Origin of the sequence: Halovivax limisalsi (genome assembly GCF_023093535.1) — an archaeon.
Taxonomy (GTDB): domain Archaea; phylum Halobacteriota; class Halobacteria; order Halobacteriales; family Natrialbaceae; genus Halovivax; species Halovivax limisalsi.
On record NZ_CP095757.1, the window covers coordinates 2,575,427 to 2,591,941 of the forward strand.

The window sequence follows — 16,515 nt, forward strand, 5'->3', positions numbered from 1 at the left end:
CGGACCTGAATGCTCGGTATCGAACGAGACGGGTTCGCCGAACCGACTCGAAGAACGAACTCAGCGTTCGGAGCCGACGACGAGCGAATCTGCGGACGATCGACTCGGTCCGAATCGCCTGTGTCGGGTCGAACCCCGGCCGCCTCACTCGTCACCGTCGTCGAGTATCGACCGCGCGGAGTTGGCGACGACGAAGAGGCTGCTGGACGCCATCGCGACCGCGGCGAACAGCGGGTTGATCAGGCCGGTCACCGCGAGCGGGAGGGCGACGGCGTTGTACGTCAGGGCCCAGGCGACGTTCTCGCGGATGCGCCGGCGCGTCCGACCGGCCAGATCGAAGACGGCCGGAACGTCACGGAGATCGTCGCGCGTGAGGACGACGTCGGCCGCGTCCGTCGCGTACGCGGTGGCGCGACCCATGGCGATCGAGAGGTCGGCCGCGCCGAGGGCGGGCGCGTCGTTCGTCCCGTCGCCGACCATCGCCACCGGCCCGGCGGCCGACAGCCGGCGGATCGTTTCGACCTTGCCGTCCGGCGGGACACCGGCGAACACCCGGTCGACGGCGGGATGATCGCTGAATTTCTCGGCCGCGCGCTCGTCGTCGCCGGTCAGGACGATCACCTCGCGATCCCCGACGGCCGCGGCGACGTCGTCCCACTCCGCCCGCTCGGCGTCACCGACCGCGATGACGCCCCTGGCCGCGCCGTCGTACCCTACGACGACGGGAAGGTGGCCGGCCTCGCGAACCGCCTCGACCCGATTGCAAAGCGCGTTCCCGATCGATCCGATCTCCCGCTCGACGAGATCCGGCGTCCCCACCGCGACGCGCTGGCCGTCGACCAGCGCACTGACGCCCTCCCCGGGATGACTGCGGAAGTCTGTGATCGAACCCACCCGGTCAGACCGATCGGCACCCTTCGCGGTCGACCCGCCGTCTGGTCGGGTCGGGGGCGCTTCCTTCTCGGCGGATTCGGCGGTCGAGTGCGGCGGTTCGTCCGCTGGAACGGGGTTCGGTTCGGGGCCGTCCACACCACGGTCGGCCGCGTAGTCCGCGATGGCGTTCGCGGCCGGATGCTCGGCGTAGCGTTCCACCGCGGCCGCCCGCTCGAGCACGGCTTCGGCCGTCTCTCCGGCCACGGGATCGACGTCCCGGACGGTCATCTCGCCGGTCGTAAGCGTCCCCGTCTTGTCGAAGACGACCGTCTCGATCGCCGGTGCCGACTCGAACAGCGACTCGTTGGCGACGACGATCCCGCGTTCGAGCCCGTCGCGCAGTCCCGACGCCACGGCCAGCGGCGTGGCCAGGCCCATCGCGCAGGGACACGAGACGACGAGGACGGCGAGCCCGACGAGCAGGGCGCTCGAGCGCGACGCACCCGTCGCAAGCAGGAAGGCCGTCACGCCGATCGAGAGGGTGAAGACGAGCGGCACGAAGACCGTCGCGAGGCGATCCGCGAATCGCTGGATGCCGGGCGTCCCGCTCTGGACCGACCAGACGAGTTCGGCGATCCGATCGAGCGTGCTCGCCGCGTCCGCCCCGACCGTCACCTCGATCGGGGCGTCCGTCACGATCGAGCCGCCGACCACGTCGTCGCCCTCGCCCGTCGTCCGGGGAAGCGACTCCCCCGTCAGGACCGACTCGTCGACCGCGGCCGTGCCGGACGCGACGGTGCCGTCGATCGGGATCCGCTCGCCCGGTTTGACGCGGACGACATCGCCCGGTTCGAGCGCGTCGACCGAGACCGCCTCCGTGCGGCCGTCCGGGGTGAGTCGTCTCGCCTCGTCGGTGCGAGCCGAGGCGAGCGAGGAGAGCCGGTCGGTCGCCGCGCGACGGCGCTTTCGTTCGACGTAGCGCCCGAGACTCACCACCATGACGACGGCGACCGTGACGTCGTAGTAGAGATAGTCGCCGCCGGTGACCAGCGACAGCGTGCTGTAGCCGTACGCCGAGACCGCCGCCAGCGCGACGAGCAGGTCCATGTTCGGCCGGCGCACCCGGAGGCTGACGTAGGCCCCGCGCAGGACGGGGTAGCCGGTGTAGCACAGCACGATCGTCGTCATGACCGCGATCGAGACCATCGGAACGTACCGCCCGGCCGCAGTCGTCGCGTCCACGTCGAGGATCCCCGTTTCGAGGCCGACGTAGCTCGGGTAGAAGTAAAAGAGGTACCAGGGCTTGATGAGAAACGTGAGAAAGCCGCCGACGAGCAGCCGCGTCGCGAGGTCGTCCTCCGCCGCCCGCGACCGATCCGCCCCATCATCGTCCGCTGCGGACTCGCCTTTAGGACGAGCGCGATAGCCGTGGCCGGCGATCCCCGCCGCGATCGATTCCGGGTCCGTCACCGCGGGATCGTACCCGACGCGGGCGGTCTCGGTGGCGTAATTCACCTCGATTCCGCACACCCCGTCGACGCGCTCGGCCAGCAGCGCGACGAACCCCTCGCAGGTCGCACAGTGCATGCCGTCGACGTCGAAGAACGCGACGTCGGCGTCGTCCGGGATCGTCGGCTCCGCCGAATCGTCCGCACCGGGCTCGACGGTCCGCTCGCGGACGTCGCCGCGATCGACGTCGTCCAACCCGCCCAGCGCCGCGTCGACCTCGAGACAGCCCCGACAGCAGTACGATCCCTCGCCGTCGGCGTCGGCCACCGGCGGCGTCGGCGTCGGGAGGCCGCACAGCGAACAGGGGGCCATTGCCGGGACGTTTCACGGACGTCCGTGAAGGATTGGCGCCGAACCCGTTCGCCCGGCTCCCCAGCCCCTGAGAACCACGACGCGGGGTTAAGCCGGCGGCGGCCCGAAGCCCGGATATGACGGGCTACCAGGCGACGATCGTCGTCGACGACCCCGGCGGCTGTCCGGTCGCGCTGGCGGCCGACGCTCGCGATTCGACGGTCGAATCCGTCTCGCGATCCTCGCTTCGCGACGCGGAGACCGTCGTCGAGGAGTTTACCGTCGACGATCCGAACGAGGAACTGGCCGGCCAGTTCTCCCGTGGACCGGCCGAGACCGCGAGCGCAGCGCCAGCGGCGGATACGTCCGAGAATCACCAGTTGGCCGATAGTACGGACGGGACTGCGGAAGATCCAGTCACCCTCACGCCGGTCGGCAGCGCCGGCGCCACCCGGACCTATCGCTTCACCAGGAGCTGGTCGGACGACTGCGTCTGTGAAGTCGTCGAAGGGGCCGGGAACCCGGTCAACTCGCTTCGAGCCGTCGACGGAGCACTGCACGTCGGCGTCACCGGGCCGGACCTCGACTCGCTCTCGGAGACGATCACCGACCTCAAGGCGCGCTTCGACGGCGTCTCGTTGCGAGAGCTCACCCGACACGCCGAATCCGACGAGAGCGACCTCGTCCTCGTCGATCGCGCGAGATTGACGGCGCGCCAGCAGGAAGTGCTGGAGACGGCCCACGAACTCGGCTACTTCGAGTACCCGAAAGGGGCGAACGCCGGCGAGGTGGCCGACGCGCTCGGCATCAGCGGCTCGACGTTCGCGGAACACCTGGGCGCCGCCCAGTCGAAGCTGCTCGACGCGATTCTGGAAGCGCGATAGACCTTGGATGGACGGCGGGTCGAAATCGTCTCACCGTGACGCGAGGACCGCAGGCTAGCCGATCGAGATCGATTGGTTCGTCCCGATTACGAGTCGACGCCGGCCGCCCCGGGGACCCGATCGGCCTCGTCCCACGGCATCGGGCCGTCGTAGCCCTCTGGGACGTACGAACAGAGCGGGTCGCTGGCGAGCGGATCGCCGGTCGTCGCGTACGCCCGCGAGCGACTGCCGCCACAGAGCGCGCGGAACTCGCAGGCGCCGCACTTGCCGGTAAGTTGTTCGCGGTCGCGAAGCGACTGGAAGAGGTCACTCTCCCGGTAGATTTCGGTGACCGGCGTCTCCCGGACGTTGCCGGCCGATTCCGGGAGGAAGCCCGACGGGAATACCTCGCCGGTGTGGCTTACGAAGCAGAAGCCGTCGCCCGCGACGATGCCGCCGCGGCGGGTCGTGGCTGCCGACGGACGACCGTCAGCCTCGCTGCCCGTGGACGGTCGTCCCTCGGGCCCGTTCGGATCGGCCCGCCGATCGGCCGCTCGCTGGGCGACGACGCGGCGGTACATCGGCGCCTCCGTCGTCTTGAGACCGAACGGAGAGTCACGATTGACGTCGTCGAGCCACTCCATCACGGCTTCGGCTCGCTCGGGCGAGATCGATTCGAGCACTCGCCCCCGGCCGACGGGCACCAGGAAGAAGACGCTCCAGAGGACGACGCCGAGTTCCTCGAGGAGGTCGCGGATCGCCGGCAGGTCGGACACCGTACTCGCACAGACCGTCGTGTTCACCTGGATCGGGATGCCAGCGGCCTTCGCGTCGCGAGCCGCTCGCATCGTCTCCGCGAAGCTCCCCGTTTCGCCGCGAAACGCGTCGTGGCGCTCGGGCGTCGCGCCGTCGAGACTGACCGCCATCCGCTTGATACCCGCGTCGGCGAGACCTCGAATTCGGTCGTTCGTGAGCGAGCGCGTGCCGCTCGGCGTGATGGTCATCTGGAGGCCGCGGTCGGTCCCGTGGGCGACCAGCTCCTCGACGTCGTCCCGGACCAGGGGATCGCCGCCCGAGAGGACGACCAGCTGTCCGTCCCCGAAGTCCGCGGCCGTCTCGAGGAGTCGCTTTCCCTCCGCGGTCGTCAGTTCCTCCGGGTGTCTGCCGGGATCGGCCTCGGCGCGGCAGTGCTCGCAAGCGAGATGACAGGCCTGCGTGAGCTCCCAGATGAGAACGAGCGGTCGGTCGGCGGTGTCGACGCTCCGGGGTTGCATCAGGCGGTACTCGGCTTCGGAGGTCCTTTAGCCCGGTCGACGTTCCCAGCGACGGAGAACTCGGCCGTACTCGTTCGGCGCAGGACCTATCCCAGGTGAGCCGACAGACGAGGATCCGCGATGCGCTGAACCGACCGAGAAGATGTTGCCAGTACGATCGTCCACACGTCGACTGACAATCGACTCCCACCTCCTCGTCACTCGACCCGTACGCGCGTGACGTGGCCGCCGCAGCCGCACTGGTCGACGTACTCCCATTCGAGCGGTCGTGCGTCCGACTCGGCCACGTAGGATTCGAGCGCCGGCCAGAGGTAGCCCTCCGGGTGCCCGTGGGCCGCGTGGGTCACCAGGTTGACGTGGTAGCCTGGCGCCGTCGCCTCGATGGCGTCGATCGCCTCCTCGACGATGCGCTCGGGGTCGTCCGCGTGGTGTGGCTCTTCGAGGTTGGCGGACCAGGAGTTCTCGTGAACGCGTCGGGTGATCGGCTCGCGACCGTCGCCGGGGGAACGGTCGGCCGGGACGGACCGGGATTCGTCGTCCGCCGTCGGATCTGAACTCATGCCGTGGCGTACGCGACCCGGCACCCTCGTCGTGGCCCCGAACCAATTCGGGTGGTCCTCGAGCGACGGCGTCGGCGAGTGCCACGTGCGGATTCGGTCGTTCCCGGCGACGGACGAACCAGTTCGGGGTGTCGCTGGTAAAGTTGCCCCCGCATACTACGGGTCGATACCAGATGGTTCGCGCTGGAACCGGGGCCGCGGGGCCCGACACCCTACCCGCCCGCCACCGCGCGGCTCACGCCGAACGGGGGACAACCTCGGATGACTGAGACGCTCAGCCCAGGGTCGGAGGACGGGGTCGCGCGGGTCTGTCACGCGCTGAACGACCCGACGTGTCGCTCGATCCTCGAACGGCTCGAAGAGCCGACGTCGGCGACGGACCTCTCGGGCGCCTGTGACTGCTCCTCGTCGACGGTCTACCGGAAACTGGACCGGCTCCGGGCCGCCGGCCTCGTCGAACGTCGCCACGTGATCCTGCCGGATTACAGTCAGGCGACGCGGTACGTCCGGACGGTCGACGAGATAACGATCGGCCTCGACGCCGTTCGAGCGATCGAGTCGAATCGACCGTCGGGCGGGGAGCGGTAGCGATCGACGGCTCTCGTTCGGGTGATCGGACGGGCCGTCGTCGATCGTCGTTCAGCGGACGGTCGTCGCGCCGGTCAGCCGGTCGGCTTGCTGCCGTTCTCGCCCGAGTCGCCGGAGAGCGCCCAGGCGACGATCGCACCGAGGAGTGCGACGCCGACGACGGCGGTCTCGACCAGCGTCAGGTCGATTCCGACCCAGGCGGCGACGGTCCGCAGCTCGACGATGAGCGGGATCGCAAGCGCCATGACGACCAGCAGAACGGCCGGATCGATCCGCATCAGGCTATCACCACCGACGTGAGACGGGCGAGGATCGGGTCGACCATCGGCAGGACGCGCGTGATCCCTTCGATTCCCGGTCCGAACAGGCCGTGTCGCTCGACGATCGCCGCCAGCGGCAGCGAGTAGGCCAGCACGATGAGGACGACCGCCATCGCCGTCCAGAGCTTGAGGTTGTCGAGGATCGCCGGCGAGTGTTCCGGCCCCGAGAGCGTCCCGGCGTACTCGTTGTCGGGAACCTCGCCCCGACTCCCGAGCAGCGTCATCGCGATCACGACCAGGAAGAGCAGCATCGAGATCGTGAGGATGGTCCCGCCGAGGACGACCTGCGCGTCGAGTTCGGCGACGCTCCCGACCGATCCCTCGAACTCGAAGTTGTACTGGGGTTCGGCCGTCCGACGGGGGATGCTCATCAGACCGCCGCGGTGCATCGCGTTGGACATGAACACCATCCCGAGGAACCACAGCACGGTCTGGACGAGCGCGACCGAGCGGTTCCACAGCGGCTTGCCCGTCACCTGCGGCACGAACCAGTACGCGCCCGCCATGAAGGTGAGCGCGACGGCCGTCCCGACGGTCAGGTGGAAGTGCCCGACGATCCAGAACGTGTTGTGCACGAGGTAGTTGATGTTCATCCCCGCGTTGATCATCCCGGAGAAGCCGGCGGCGGCGAACAGGAGGCCGGCCAGGGCCATCCCCGTGAAGGTCGGGTCGCGCCAGGGGAGTTTGCCGAGCCAGCGGACGTAGCCGGTGCCGCCGCGCTGGCGGGCGCCGTGTTCCATGCTCGCGACGACGGTAAAGGCCGTCAGCAGGCTCGGCAGCAGGAGGAACATCGTGTTCACCATGACGATGAACTTGAATCCCTCCGCGATGCCGGGGTCCATGTACTGGTGGTGGATGCCCGTCGGCGTCGAGAGCAGCAGGAAGAGGACGAAGACCACGCGCGCGAGCGGATCGCTGAACAGCTTCCCGCCCGAGAGTTTCGGCAACAGGATGTACCAGAGCATGTACGCCGGCATCAGCCAGAAGTAGACGACGGCGTGGCCGAAGAACCAGAACAGCGTCCGGGTGAGCAGCGGGTTGACGGAGTCGACGATCCCCAGCGACCACGGCAGTAGGAAGAACAGGATCGCGACGGCGACGCCGGCCGACGAGAGAATCCAGAACAGCATCGTCGTGAGCGCCATGAACGTCGGCAGCGGCGTCCGTTCGCCGGGGTGTTCGCGCTTCCAGGCCCAGTAGGATCGGAACCAGTCGAGGCCGGCGATCCACGTCCCGACGACGAACAGCGCCAGCCCGAGGTAGAAGATGGGATTGGCCTGCATCGGGGCGTAGAACGTAAAGAGGACGCTGGCCTGGAGCTCGGAGCCGAGCACCTCCGGCGGCGCGTCCATGAAGCCGGCGAAGATGGCGATCACCGCCAGCAGCGCGCCGACCACCATCATCCCGTACCAGCCCCACGACAGGCGCATATCCTCGAGTCCCCGATCGAGACTCGTCGTCACGCCCCAGGTGAAGAGGCCGACGAGGAAGAAGATGGTAAACGTGATCGCGAGCAGGACGCCGTGGGCGGTCAGGACGGTGTAGTAGTCCGCCGAACTGAAGATACGGAGGACGTCCGCCCGGTGGAGGACCTGCACGAAGCCGAACGTCGCCCCGATGGCCAGCGCGACGAACGCGGAGAACATCGACGCCTTCACCAGCCGCGCTTCGCGGGGGAACTGGTCGAGGTACGCGCTCATCGCTCGCCCTCCAGTTCGAACTGGTCTTCGGGGACCACTTCGATCATGCCCTCCATGTTGTGGTGGTTCGCGCCGCAGTACTCGTTACAGACGATTCCGTAGCTGTCGGGTTCGTCGAACTCGACGGTGAGTTCGGCGACTTCGCCGGGGATCACCATGGTGTTGACGTTCGTCCCGGCGACGCTGAACCCGTGAATCACGTCGGCACTGGTGATGTAAAACGTCACCTCCGAATTCGCGGGGACTTCGATCGGGCCCGTGACGCGTTCGGTGCCGGGATTGAAGAAGAACGCCTGGGCGACGACGTACACCTCGTACTCGTTCTCGCCGACCCGCTCGACGCCCGGATCACCGAAATCGGGGTGATCGGAGAGTTCGTTCGGGTCGATCGCCTCGCCGGAGTCGTCGACCATCGCGATGCCGGCGCCGACCGTCCCGTAGACGATCGTCGCGATGAAGAAGACGATGAGCGCGAGCGCGACGCCGAGCCACGCCTTCTCGTAGGTGTGAATGTTCATCCGACGATCACCGGGGCGAGCAGCCCGACGACGGACGGATCGTTCCCGAGGAACTCGACGAAGTACGTGAAAATCCACATACCGACGAGGATCAGAAAGTAGATCGCGATCAGGACGACGGTCCCGATCGGATCGAACTCGTCGTGACCGAGCTCGACGGCCGGGTCTGACGCCGGGACCGACTGGTCGGTGTGATCGGTCGATTGACTCATACGAGAGGGCAGACACAGCAGGGTGTTAGACCGTCGAGCCCGTTCTACGGACCTGGGAAGTCAGGGCAACCTTAATAGGTGTGGATCGAAACCCCCGCTATGGATCTCGATTCACTGGCGCCGCGGTACGTCGCGATCGTCGGCGCGGTCGCCCTGCTCCCGGCCGCCTGGTACGTCCTCGGCCGGCCCAGCACCGTCGCCGCCGTCGCCGCGGTCAACGTCGTCCTCATCGTCGCCGCGCTCTGGGCGGCGATGGGGCCCCACGACGTCCGGAGCGACGACGCCGCCCACTGACGGTCGAGCCGATGACGACGTCGAGTCGCGGTCAACGCGGTTCGGCTCCCCTCACCGGGGTCGGATGGATCCGGACGAGGGTCGGTTCCGGGGGCGAAACCTGTCGATCGTGACCGGACCCGGCGAGAACGTCCGCATAGCAGGCGAGGACACCCGCCCATGACACGGAGTGAGGACGTCCCCACGGCCAGCGATCAGACGAACGCGTCCGACGAGGAACCCGGCGGTCGGTGTTCGCTCTGTGACCTGCCGACGCCGGACTCGCCGATCACCGCCAGCGACGTCGACGGCTCGTTCTGCTGTCGCGGCTGCCTGTCGGTATCGCGGGCGCTGGGCTCCGTCAACGACGTCGATGCGGAGGCGATTCGAATGCGAGTGGACGGGACCGATCCATCGGCGCCGGAGTCGGCCGACGACGAACCGGCTGGAAAGACGACCGGTCGCGAGGAGCCTGACGCGCTGTCGGACGCCGAGCGAGCCTTTCTCGCCGTCGACGGCATGCACTGTGCCACCTGCGAGGCGTTTCTCGAAGCTCGCGCCGAGACCATCGACGGCGTTCACGAGGCCGTCGCGAGTTACGCGGGTGACACCATCCGGGTGACGTACGACCCCGAGGCACTCGACGAGCGCGACCTGCCGGACCGACTCTCCGGCTACGGATACGAGGCCCACGACCGGCAGGAGAGCGACGGCTCGCCCGCCGCCGACGCGGCGCTCGCGCGATTTCTCGTCGGCGGCGGCTTCTTCGGCATGATGGTCATGGTCTGGTACGTCCTGTTTCTGTACCCGACGTACTTCGGCTTCGACCCGCTGTTCGACCTGGGCGGCTACGCCGGCCAGTACCTCTTCTGGAACATCTGGCTCATGACCTCGATCGTGCTGGGCTACACCGGGTTTCCCATCCTTCGGGGCGCCTGGGTGAGCCTCCGCGCCCGTCGCCCGAACATGGACCTCCTCGTCGCCACGGCCGCGCTGGCCGCCTACGGCTACAGCACGCTGGCGATCGTCCTCGGGCGGACGGACCTCTACTTCGACGTCACCGTCGCGATCATCCTGGTCGTCACCGCGGGCACGTGGTACGAGGACCGTGTCAAGCGACGGTCGCTCGATCTCCTCCGGAACCTCACCCGCCAGCGCGTCGACACGGCGCGGGTGATTGGAGGGGTGCGGGACATCCATGCGGACGCGGACGGCGATGTTGACCTCGGCGATGAGGTGGACGAAGTCAACGAACCGGCCGAACGTGACGTGACAGCCGAAGACGACGAGGCGGACGACCGGGTCCCGATCGAGTCGGTCGAACCCGGAGATCACCTGCTCGTCCGGCCAGGCGAGCGGATTCCGCTCGACGGGACCGTCGCATCGGGGCGCGCATCGGTCGACGAATCGTTGCTCACGGGCGAGGCGATCCCGGTCGGCGTCGAACCCGGCGATACGGTCCACGGCGGCACGCTGGTCACGGACGCTTCGCTCGTCGTGCGGGTCGGCGACGACGCGACGAGCAGTCTCGACCGACTGGTCGAACTGCTCTGGACCATCCAGAGCGCGACGCCGGGCGCCCAGCGGCTGGCCGATCGGCTGGCGACGATCTTCGTCCCGCTCGTGCTCGTCCTGGCTGCCGCGGCCACCGGCGTCTCGCTGTGGGTCGGCGACGGTGGTACCGACGCGCTCCTCCTCGGACTGACGGTCCTCATCGTCTCCTGTCCCTGCGCGCTCGGACTGGCGACGCCGCTGGCCATCGCGTCGGGCGTCCGGTCGGCGGCCGAGCGCGGCGTCGTCCTCGCGAGCGAACACGTCTTCGAGACGGCGCCCCAGGTCGACACCGTCGTCTTCGACAAGACGGGGACGCTCACGACCGGCGAGATGGGCATCAGATCGGTCCACACCGTCGACGGCGTCTCCGAAGAGACGCTGCTGGACCGAGCGGCCGCCCTGGAACGCCACAGTTCGCACCCGATCGCCGGCGCGATCGTCGCCCACGCGGGCGAGGCCGACGGGACGACACCCGACCCGGATCGCGCGACGGACGTCGAACACGACCGACGCGGCGTCCGGGGGCGAGTGGCCGGCGAGCCGACGGTCGTCGGCCACCCGGCGCTGTTCGACGATGGGGCGTGGTCGACGCGCGCGTCGCTGGTCGGTCGAGTGGACGATATCCGCGCCGCGGGCGACGTACCCGTCGTCGTCGGCTGGGACGGTGCGGCCCGCGGCGTCGTGGCGGTGGGAGACGAACCCCGGTCCGGGTGGCGCGGGACGGTGGAGGCGCTGTCGTCCGGCCGTGACGTCGTCGTCCTCACCGGCGACGACGGCGCGAGCGCCGATCGATATCGCGCGACCGACGCCGTCGACGAAGTGTTCGACGGCGTCCCGCCGGCGGGGAAGGCGGCGACGATTCGCCAACTCGGCGAGCGTGGCTCGGTGGCGATGATCGGCGACGGGAGCAACGACGCGCCGGCGCTCGCGGCGGCCGACCTCGGCGTCGCGATGGGCGGCGGGACCGCCCTCGCCAGCGACGCCGCCGACGCCGTGCTCACGACCGACGACGTCAGGGCGGTCCCCGACGTGTTCGGACTGACCCGGGAGACGAACCGCCGCATCCGACAGAATCTGGGCTGGGCGTTCCTGTACAACGCCATCGCCATCCCCCTGGCCCTGCTTGACGTCCTGAACCCGCTCGCCGCGGCGCTCGCGATGGCCGCCAGCAGCACCCTGGTCGTACTCAACTCCGCCCGGTCGATGGATCCGTAGCGATCGGCGACGCGTCCACCGAGAGCCGTCGGTCGCGTGGCGCTCGCATTGAGCGATCGCCCCGGCGTTAGAGGGAGTACTCGACGGCGAAGGCCACGTACAGTTGGCCGGCGCCGGCGAGGATGAGGAGCACGCCGGCGGCCTGTTCGAGCCGGCCGCGGTTCGCGAGCACCCACTCCCTGCCCGCCGAGAGGCCGGTTCCCGCCGCGACGGTCACCGACACCATCAGGATCGAGACGGTCGCGACGTAGGTGCCGAGGACGACCAGCCCCCCGGCGGCCGACGTCGACAGGCCGAGACTGACGACGGCGAGGACGACCGGCGCGACGCAGCCGGCCGAGGCCGCGGCGTACCCGGCGCCGAAGATGCCGAACCCAAGGAGTCCGGTTCGGCGCTCGGGTAACTGGATCGACAGCGAGGGCGCGCGGTCGAAGACTATGAGAACGCCGAGAACGACGAGCGCGAGCCCGACGGCCGGTTCGACGACGGCCAGGAGGTCGACGACGCGGTTGCCGACGACGTACGTCAACCCGAGAAAGCCGCCGAGGACGACCAGCACACCGACGCCGGCGACGATCCCGCGCGCGAACGAGCCCCAGAGCGTCGATTCGCCCTCCGCCCGTCCGACGTAGAACCCGACGTAGCCCGGCAGGAGCGCGTACGCACACGGCGAGAAGAACGTGAGCACCCCGGCGTAGAGCGCGAACCCGATCCCGCCGAGCGTCGAGAGGTCCGTCACGGGGACCCACCACCGGATCCCGTCGAGGGATGGCCGGGAACTGCGGCCGGGAGCGGTGGTCCCTCAGGCATCGACGGTGCCTCCGGCGCCCTCGATCTCCTCGAGGAGGGTCGCCGTCGGAACGCGGCCCTGGTCGACCCACCGCGTGACGCCGTCGGCGTCGATGACCGCGTATCCCGGCGTGGCTAGGGCACCCAGACGCGTTTTTAGGCGAACGGTCGGATCGTAACCGATCGCCCACTCGCCGCCGCCGTGTTCGCGCCACCAGGCCTCGATGTCGGAGACCGTCACCTGGGCGTCGGGCCCGACGGTTTCGGAGGTGATCGAGAGGAATTGGACGTCGTCTCCAACCTGCTCGTGAGCGGCCGTCACCTTCGGCAGGTGAGCCTGACAGACTGAACACCACGTCGCCCAGAACTCCAGTAACAGCACCGAACCCGCCTGCGGCACGGTGACCGGCTCGCCGTCGGTCCAGGGGAGATCGAACGTCTCGACCGTCGTCGACTCCTCCAGCTGCGGCGGTGACGCGTCGTCTCCCGGACCGAGCGACGGAAGTCCGGTCGTGGCGATCACGCCGCCGGTTCCGAGCGCCCCGAGGCTCGCGATTCCGGCGAGCGCCTCCCGTCGATTCATGGTTACCCCTCGATCACCGCGAGCATGTCCTCCTGGATCGTCTCCGGAGAAAACCTCGTCGCCCGCGGGTACGACCGTTCGACGACGCCGCGATCGTTGACCAGGAGGATGAGCGCGAAGTGGGTGAACGTGTAGTCCGAGACGTCCGACTCGTTCGAGCCGGGGACCGTCTCGTTCGAGTGCTGGTGCCCGTCGTGTCCGTCGTCCTCGCCGGGGCGCTGCTCCTTGATCGGCAACCCGAAGTCGTCGAAGACGAGTTCGTAGGCCGCTTCTTGCGGGCTCGGTCGCAGGAAGTACCACATCTCCGAATCCGGGTCGATGTTGAACGCCTCGACGTGGTCCGCGATGGCCTCCGGCGTGTCCCGCCGAGGATCGAACGTGATCGGGACGAACGCCGCGTCGGACTCGTGGCCCGCCTCGCGAATGGCCTGACTGGGCGTGTAGAGTCGCTGGAGGAGAGCCGGACAGGTACCGTCGGGGCAGTTGGTGTAAACGAACGTGTACAACTGGGTCCGCTCGCCCTCGAACGTCTCGTTCGAGACGGTCTCGCCGGATAGCACGTCCGTCACCGAGAACGACGGGATCTCTTCCCCGTGAATCGGATGGGACGGATCGCCGCGCTTCTCGGGCGCGTCGAGAACCGTCGCCGACGAACCCAGTCCGAGCGTCTCGAGACAGCCGGCGGTGGCCGACAGCCCGCCGGCCGACGCGAGACCGAGATACGTGCGCCGCTTCATATACCGGGAATAGGTATCCAGGATACTAAACCACCCCGTATTCGTTCCCTCCAGTTGGGAATCGGGCCGATCGAAACAGCGATTCGACCGGACAGCCCGGCGGTGATCCGCGGACCACCTGCGGCCGGTCCGGAACCGAACCGATCCCACACAGTTAATTCGAACGCGTTCGAAGGTAAGTGTAGGAAAGGTCCGGATCTACATCGATACGCAATGAATACCCCTACCGAATCCCAGCAAACCGAACGCGGTCGGCAGTCCGAGGATCGATGGATGGACTAACGTCGGAGAGCGGTATCGGCACGTCGCCGTATCGGATCGTGTTCGTGGCGTCCACAGAGCCGCCGAAGTCGGTGAGAGCGGCGTTCGAGGCGGCAACGGTCGACGTGACCATCACGCACCGAGCCGTCGGTCAGCGTGACCTCGAGACGCTCGATCTCGAGGCGGCGGACTGCCTCGTGGTAACGGACACGGGGACGGATCCGCTGTCGATCCTCGAGTACGTTCGCTCCCGAGACGAGCGATTTCCGGTCGTCCTCTACGTCGCAGATGGCAGCGAATCACTCGCCAGCGACGCTATCGGTGCCGGCGTAACCGACTATCTTCCCCAGTCGCGTCCGGCCGCCGATCTCGTCGAGCGCGCGACAGCGGCGATCTCCGATCACCGCGCCGCCACAAACGCAGCGAAGAAGGCCAAGTACAGCCGCGAGGTCGCAAGCGCCGCCAACGACGTCCTCTGGATGGTCAGCCCGGACTGGGAGGAACACCTCTTTCTGAATTCCCGGTACGAGGACGTCTGGGGCCAGGAGATCGGCGCCCTGCAGGAGCAGCCGGATCAGTTCTTCGAGGCGATTCACCCCGACGACCGCGAGCGAGCGAGGGACGCGGCCACCCGACTCTCCGACGGCGAGGCCGTCGAACTCGAACTTCGCGTGAACGAGGCCGAGGACTACGGCCGGATCATCCACCTTCGCGGTGAGCCCATCTTCGACGACGACGGCGCCGTCAGTCGGCTCGTCGGCTACACCCGCGACATCACCGAACGTCGCGAACGCGAAGCGGAACTCGAACGGATCCGTGACTTTTTCAGCGAGGCCGAAGACCTGGGCGACCTCGGTGCGTGGGAACTCGAACCCGACGGCAGCGTCAACTGGACTGACGGCTGCTATCGGATCCACGGTGTCGATCACTCGTACGACCCGTGCGAGTCGAACGTCCTGCCGTTCTTCGCCGACGAGGACCGCGAACGCCTCGAACGAGCGCTCGAACGCGCTCGAACGACCGGCGAGCCGTACGACCTCGAGGTGAGACACGATCCACCAGCCGGAGAGACTCGCTGGGTCCGAACCCGTGCCAGGCGCGTCGAAGTCACCGACGAGGGACCGCGAATTCGTGGGTTCATTCAGGATATCACCGACCAGCGAGAGCGCGAAGAGGCGTTGCGCGCCGCGAAGGCGGAACTCGAGACGGCCGTCGAAGCCGGCGCCGTCGGCACGTGGATCTGGGACGTGCAGGCGGACACGATCACGGCCGGCACGGCGTTCGCCCGGACCTTCGGCATCGACCCGGACCGGGCGCGCGAGGGTGTCTCCATCGAGCGATTCACGGCGGCGATCTGCGAGGCCGATCGCGAGCGGGTCGTCCAATCGATCGAAGACGCGATCGCCTCCGGCGGCGAGTACGAAGAAACGTACCGACTCGCGACCCCGCGGGGCGAGCCGGCCCGGTGGATCTACGCCCGCGGTCGCGTCGAAACCGACGACGACGGGACGCCGGTCCGATTCCCCGGCATCGCGATCGACATCACGGACGTCCGCCGCGCGGACGACGCCGACGGTGCTACCGACCTCGACAACGGGTAATCATCCGCGTTTCGGCACAGATAGTGGGAGGGTCCGACTCGGGCGCTCGATGTCGCGTCCGTCCGATCCGCGAATCGGGATCGACGGCATCGCCGTCGCTCGGGTAGGCACCGAGTGATACGTCTGACGAACCGAATCACTTCCGTGCAACCTGCCGGTCCAGAACCAGCCGGCCGGCCGTGTTCCGGCGCTCGTCGTCAGACGCGTTCCACGAAGATCCCCGAGAGCTGTCGTTTCACCCGCCCCACGAAGCCGGCCTCAGCGATCCAGGGGGTGATTCGGCGCCCCTCCGGTACGGCTCACCTGCTACAGCGGGCCGACGCTCCCGGGAGGTTGTACTCGACGTGGACGTCTGGGGTGTGGAGTGAGTCAACCGCTGGCACTCCGTTCCAATCGACGACGGACGTTGACCTGATTGCCGGAGGATCGGAATCGATAGACGCCATCGTCGATCGCGCCCGCCGTAACGCCGTTCGACAGAACGATCGCCTCGCGGCGCGGATCCTCACCGACGAGTTCGCGGCCACCGGCGCCGGCGAGTTCGAAATTCGACGGGAGTTCCCGTCCAACAGGGTGATCACGTTCGGGAGCGACGTCCCGTCCGGCGTCTCGGTACGGTCGTGTTCGCGTGGTTCGGTTGCCACGGCCCGACCGCTCGCTGAGCACGGCGTCAGCCATCTTGTCTATCGAATGGTGAGGTGTCGAGACGGTCACGTTCGGCCCTGACGCCGTCCGCCGACGGCGGTCGCGGGTCCCTCGGAGAAACGCGGCGTCCGGAACGGCCCGACAGGAAA

14 protein-coding genes and 1 pseudogene are annotated in these 16,515 nt (G+C 68.3%); 5 read left to right on the top strand and 10 right to left on the bottom strand.

Annotated features, from left to right (window positions below; all coding sequences use genetic code 11):
* Nucleotides 1–144: 144 nt before the first annotated feature.
* Nucleotides 145–2,694, bottom strand: coding sequence for a heavy metal translocating P-type ATPase (locus MXA07_RS11935; RefSeq protein WP_247728822.1), 2,550 nt, complete (start codon nucleotides 2,692–2,694; stop codon nucleotides 145–147).
* Nucleotides 2,695–2,810: 116 nt separating this feature from the next.
* On the opposite strand from MXA07_RS11935, the gene MXA07_RS11940 reads away from it, so the two are divergent.
* Nucleotides 2,811–3,557 carry a helix-turn-helix domain-containing protein gene (locus MXA07_RS11940; protein ID WP_247728823.1) on the top strand — a complete coding sequence of 249 codons (747 nt, stop codon included), beginning with the start codon at nucleotides 2,811–2,813 and terminating at the stop codon, nucleotides 3,555–3,557.
* Nucleotides 3,558–3,643: 86 nt separating this feature from the next.
* On the opposite strand, the gene MXA07_RS11945 is transcribed toward MXA07_RS11940, so the two are convergent.
* A complete protein-coding gene (locus tag MXA07_RS11945) occupies nucleotides 3,644–4,810 on the bottom strand; it encodes a TIGR04053 family radical SAM/SPASM domain-containing protein (RefSeq protein ID WP_247728824.1) in 1,167 nt (388 codons plus the stop codon).
* A gap of 197 nt (nucleotides 4,811–5,007) precedes the next feature.
* Nucleotides 5,008–5,370, bottom strand: a complete 363-nt coding sequence (locus tag MXA07_RS11950) for a CGCGG family putative rSAM-modified RiPP protein (protein WP_247728825.1) — start codon at nucleotides 5,368–5,370, stop codon at nucleotides 5,008–5,010.
* 261 nt (nucleotides 5,371–5,631) lie between these two features.
* On the opposite strand from MXA07_RS11950, the gene MXA07_RS11955 reads away from it, so the two are divergent.
* Complete coding sequence (locus MXA07_RS11955; protein ID WP_247728826.1) at nucleotides 5,632–5,958, top strand: winged helix-turn-helix domain-containing protein; 327 nt, start codon at nucleotides 5,632–5,634, stop codon at nucleotides 5,956–5,958.
* A 74-nt stretch (nucleotides 5,959–6,032) separates the two neighbouring features.
* Here MXA07_RS11955 and MXA07_RS11960 read toward each other — a convergent pair whose 3' ends face one another.
* The 4 genes and pseudogenes from MXA07_RS11960 to MXA07_RS11975 form a co-directional block, all read right to left on the bottom strand.
* Nucleotides 6,033–6,236: a hypothetical protein gene (locus tag MXA07_RS11960; protein WP_247728827.1), complete on the bottom strand. Its 204-nt coding sequence runs from the start codon at nucleotides 6,234–6,236 to the stop codon at nucleotides 6,033–6,035.
* Entirely contained in the window at nucleotides 6,236–7,978 is a 1,743-nt protein-coding gene (locus MXA07_RS11965; protein ID WP_247728828.1) for a b(o/a)3-type cytochrome-c oxidase subunit 1, read from the bottom strand. The genes MXA07_RS11960 and MXA07_RS11965 overlap by 1 nt, the downstream gene beginning before the upstream one ends.
* A gap of 11 nt (nucleotides 7,979–7,989) precedes the next feature.
* Nucleotides 7,990–8,496 (bottom strand): annotated as a pseudogene (locus MXA07_RS11970) (cytochrome c oxidase subunit II); the annotation flags it as partial.
* On the bottom strand, nucleotides 8,493–8,708 hold the full coding sequence (locus MXA07_RS11975) for a hypothetical protein (RefSeq protein WP_247728829.1): 216 nt from the start codon (nucleotides 8,706–8,708) through the stop codon (nucleotides 8,493–8,495). The pseudogene MXA07_RS11970 and the gene MXA07_RS11975, both read right to left, overlap by 4 nt.
* A 99-nt stretch (nucleotides 8,709–8,807) precedes the next feature.
* On the opposite strand from MXA07_RS11975, the gene MXA07_RS11980 reads away from it, so the two are divergent.
* Both MXA07_RS11980 and MXA07_RS11985 read left to right on the top strand, forming a co-directional pair.
* Nucleotides 8,808–9,002, top strand: coding sequence for a DUF8131 family protein (locus tag MXA07_RS11980; RefSeq protein WP_247728830.1), 195 nt, complete (start codon nucleotides 8,808–8,810; stop codon nucleotides 9,000–9,002).
* Between the two features lie 159 nt (nucleotides 9,003–9,161).
* Nucleotides 9,162–11,750 (top strand): heavy metal translocating P-type ATPase, encoded by a 2,589-nt coding sequence (locus MXA07_RS11985; protein ID WP_247728831.1) that lies wholly within the window; start codon nucleotides 9,162–9,164, stop codon nucleotides 11,748–11,750.
* A gap of 67 nt (nucleotides 11,751–11,817) precedes the next feature.
* On the opposite strand, the gene MXA07_RS11990 is transcribed toward MXA07_RS11985, so the two are convergent.
* From MXA07_RS11990 to MXA07_RS12000, 3 genes are all read right to left on the bottom strand, one after another.
* On the bottom strand, nucleotides 11,818–12,489 hold the full coding sequence (locus MXA07_RS11990) for a cytochrome c biogenesis protein CcdA (protein ID WP_247728832.1): 672 nt from the start codon (nucleotides 12,487–12,489) through the stop codon (nucleotides 11,818–11,820).
* A 63-nt stretch (nucleotides 12,490–12,552) separates the two neighbouring features.
* On the bottom strand, nucleotides 12,553–13,122 hold the full coding sequence (locus MXA07_RS11995) for a TlpA family protein disulfide reductase (protein WP_247728833.1): 570 nt from the start codon (nucleotides 13,120–13,122) through the stop codon (nucleotides 12,553–12,555).
* Nucleotides 13,123–13,124: 2 nt separating this feature from the next.
* Entirely contained in the window at nucleotides 13,125–13,859 is a 735-nt protein-coding gene (locus MXA07_RS12000) for an SCO family protein (protein ID WP_247728834.1), read from the bottom strand.
* A gap of 269 nt (nucleotides 13,860–14,128) precedes the next feature.
* Between MXA07_RS12000 and MXA07_RS12005 the strand changes: the two genes are divergently transcribed.
* Nucleotides 14,129–15,721, top strand: a complete 1,593-nt coding sequence (locus MXA07_RS12005) for a PAS domain-containing protein (protein WP_247728835.1) — start codon at nucleotides 14,129–14,131, stop codon at nucleotides 15,719–15,721.
* The last annotated feature ends 794 nt before the right edge of the window (nucleotides 15,722–16,515 follow it).

Coding starts and splice junctions, on each gene's coding strand:
- MXA07_RS11935 (WP_247728822.1), bottom strand. CDS start 2,694: ATGGCCCCCTGTTCGCTGTGCGGCCTCCCGACGCCGACGCCGCCGGTG.
- MXA07_RS11940 (WP_247728823.1), top strand. CDS start 2,811: ATGACGGGCTACCAGGCGACGATCGTCGTCGACGACCCCGGCGGCTGT.
- MXA07_RS11945 (WP_247728824.1), bottom strand. CDS start 4,810: ATGCAACCCCGGAGCGTCGACACCGCCGACCGACCGCTCGTTCTCATC.
- MXA07_RS11950 (WP_247728825.1), bottom strand. CDS start 5,370: ATGAGTTCAGATCCGACGGCGGACGACGAATCCCGGTCCGTCCCGGCC.
- MXA07_RS11955 (WP_247728826.1), top strand. CDS start 5,632: ATGACTGAGACGCTCAGCCCAGGGTCGGAGGACGGGGTCGCGCGGGTC.
- MXA07_RS11960 (WP_247728827.1), bottom strand. CDS start 6,236: ATGCGGATCGATCCGGCCGTTCTGCTGGTCGTCATGGCGCTTGCGATC.
- MXA07_RS11965 (WP_247728828.1), bottom strand. CDS start 7,978: ATGAGCGCGTACCTCGACCAGTTCCCCCGCGAAGCGCGGCTGGTGAAG.
- MXA07_RS11975 (WP_247728829.1), bottom strand. CDS start 8,708: ATGAGTCAATCGACCGATCACACCGACCAGTCGGTCCCGGCGTCAGAC.
- MXA07_RS11980 (WP_247728830.1), top strand. CDS start 8,808: ATGGATCTCGATTCACTGGCGCCGCGGTACGTCGCGATCGTCGGCGCG.
- MXA07_RS11985 (WP_247728831.1), top strand. CDS start 9,162: ATGACACGGAGTGAGGACGTCCCCACGGCCAGCGATCAGACGAACGCG.
- MXA07_RS11995 (WP_247728833.1), bottom strand. CDS start 13,122: ATGAATCGACGGGAGGCGCTCGCCGGAATCGCGAGCCTCGGGGCGCTC.
- MXA07_RS12000 (WP_247728834.1), bottom strand. CDS start 13,859: ATGAAGCGGCGCACGTATCTCGGTCTCGCGTCGGCCGGCGGGCTGTCG.
- MXA07_RS12005 (WP_247728835.1), top strand. CDS start 14,129: ATGGATGGACTAACGTCGGAGAGCGGTATCGGCACGTCGCCGTATCGG.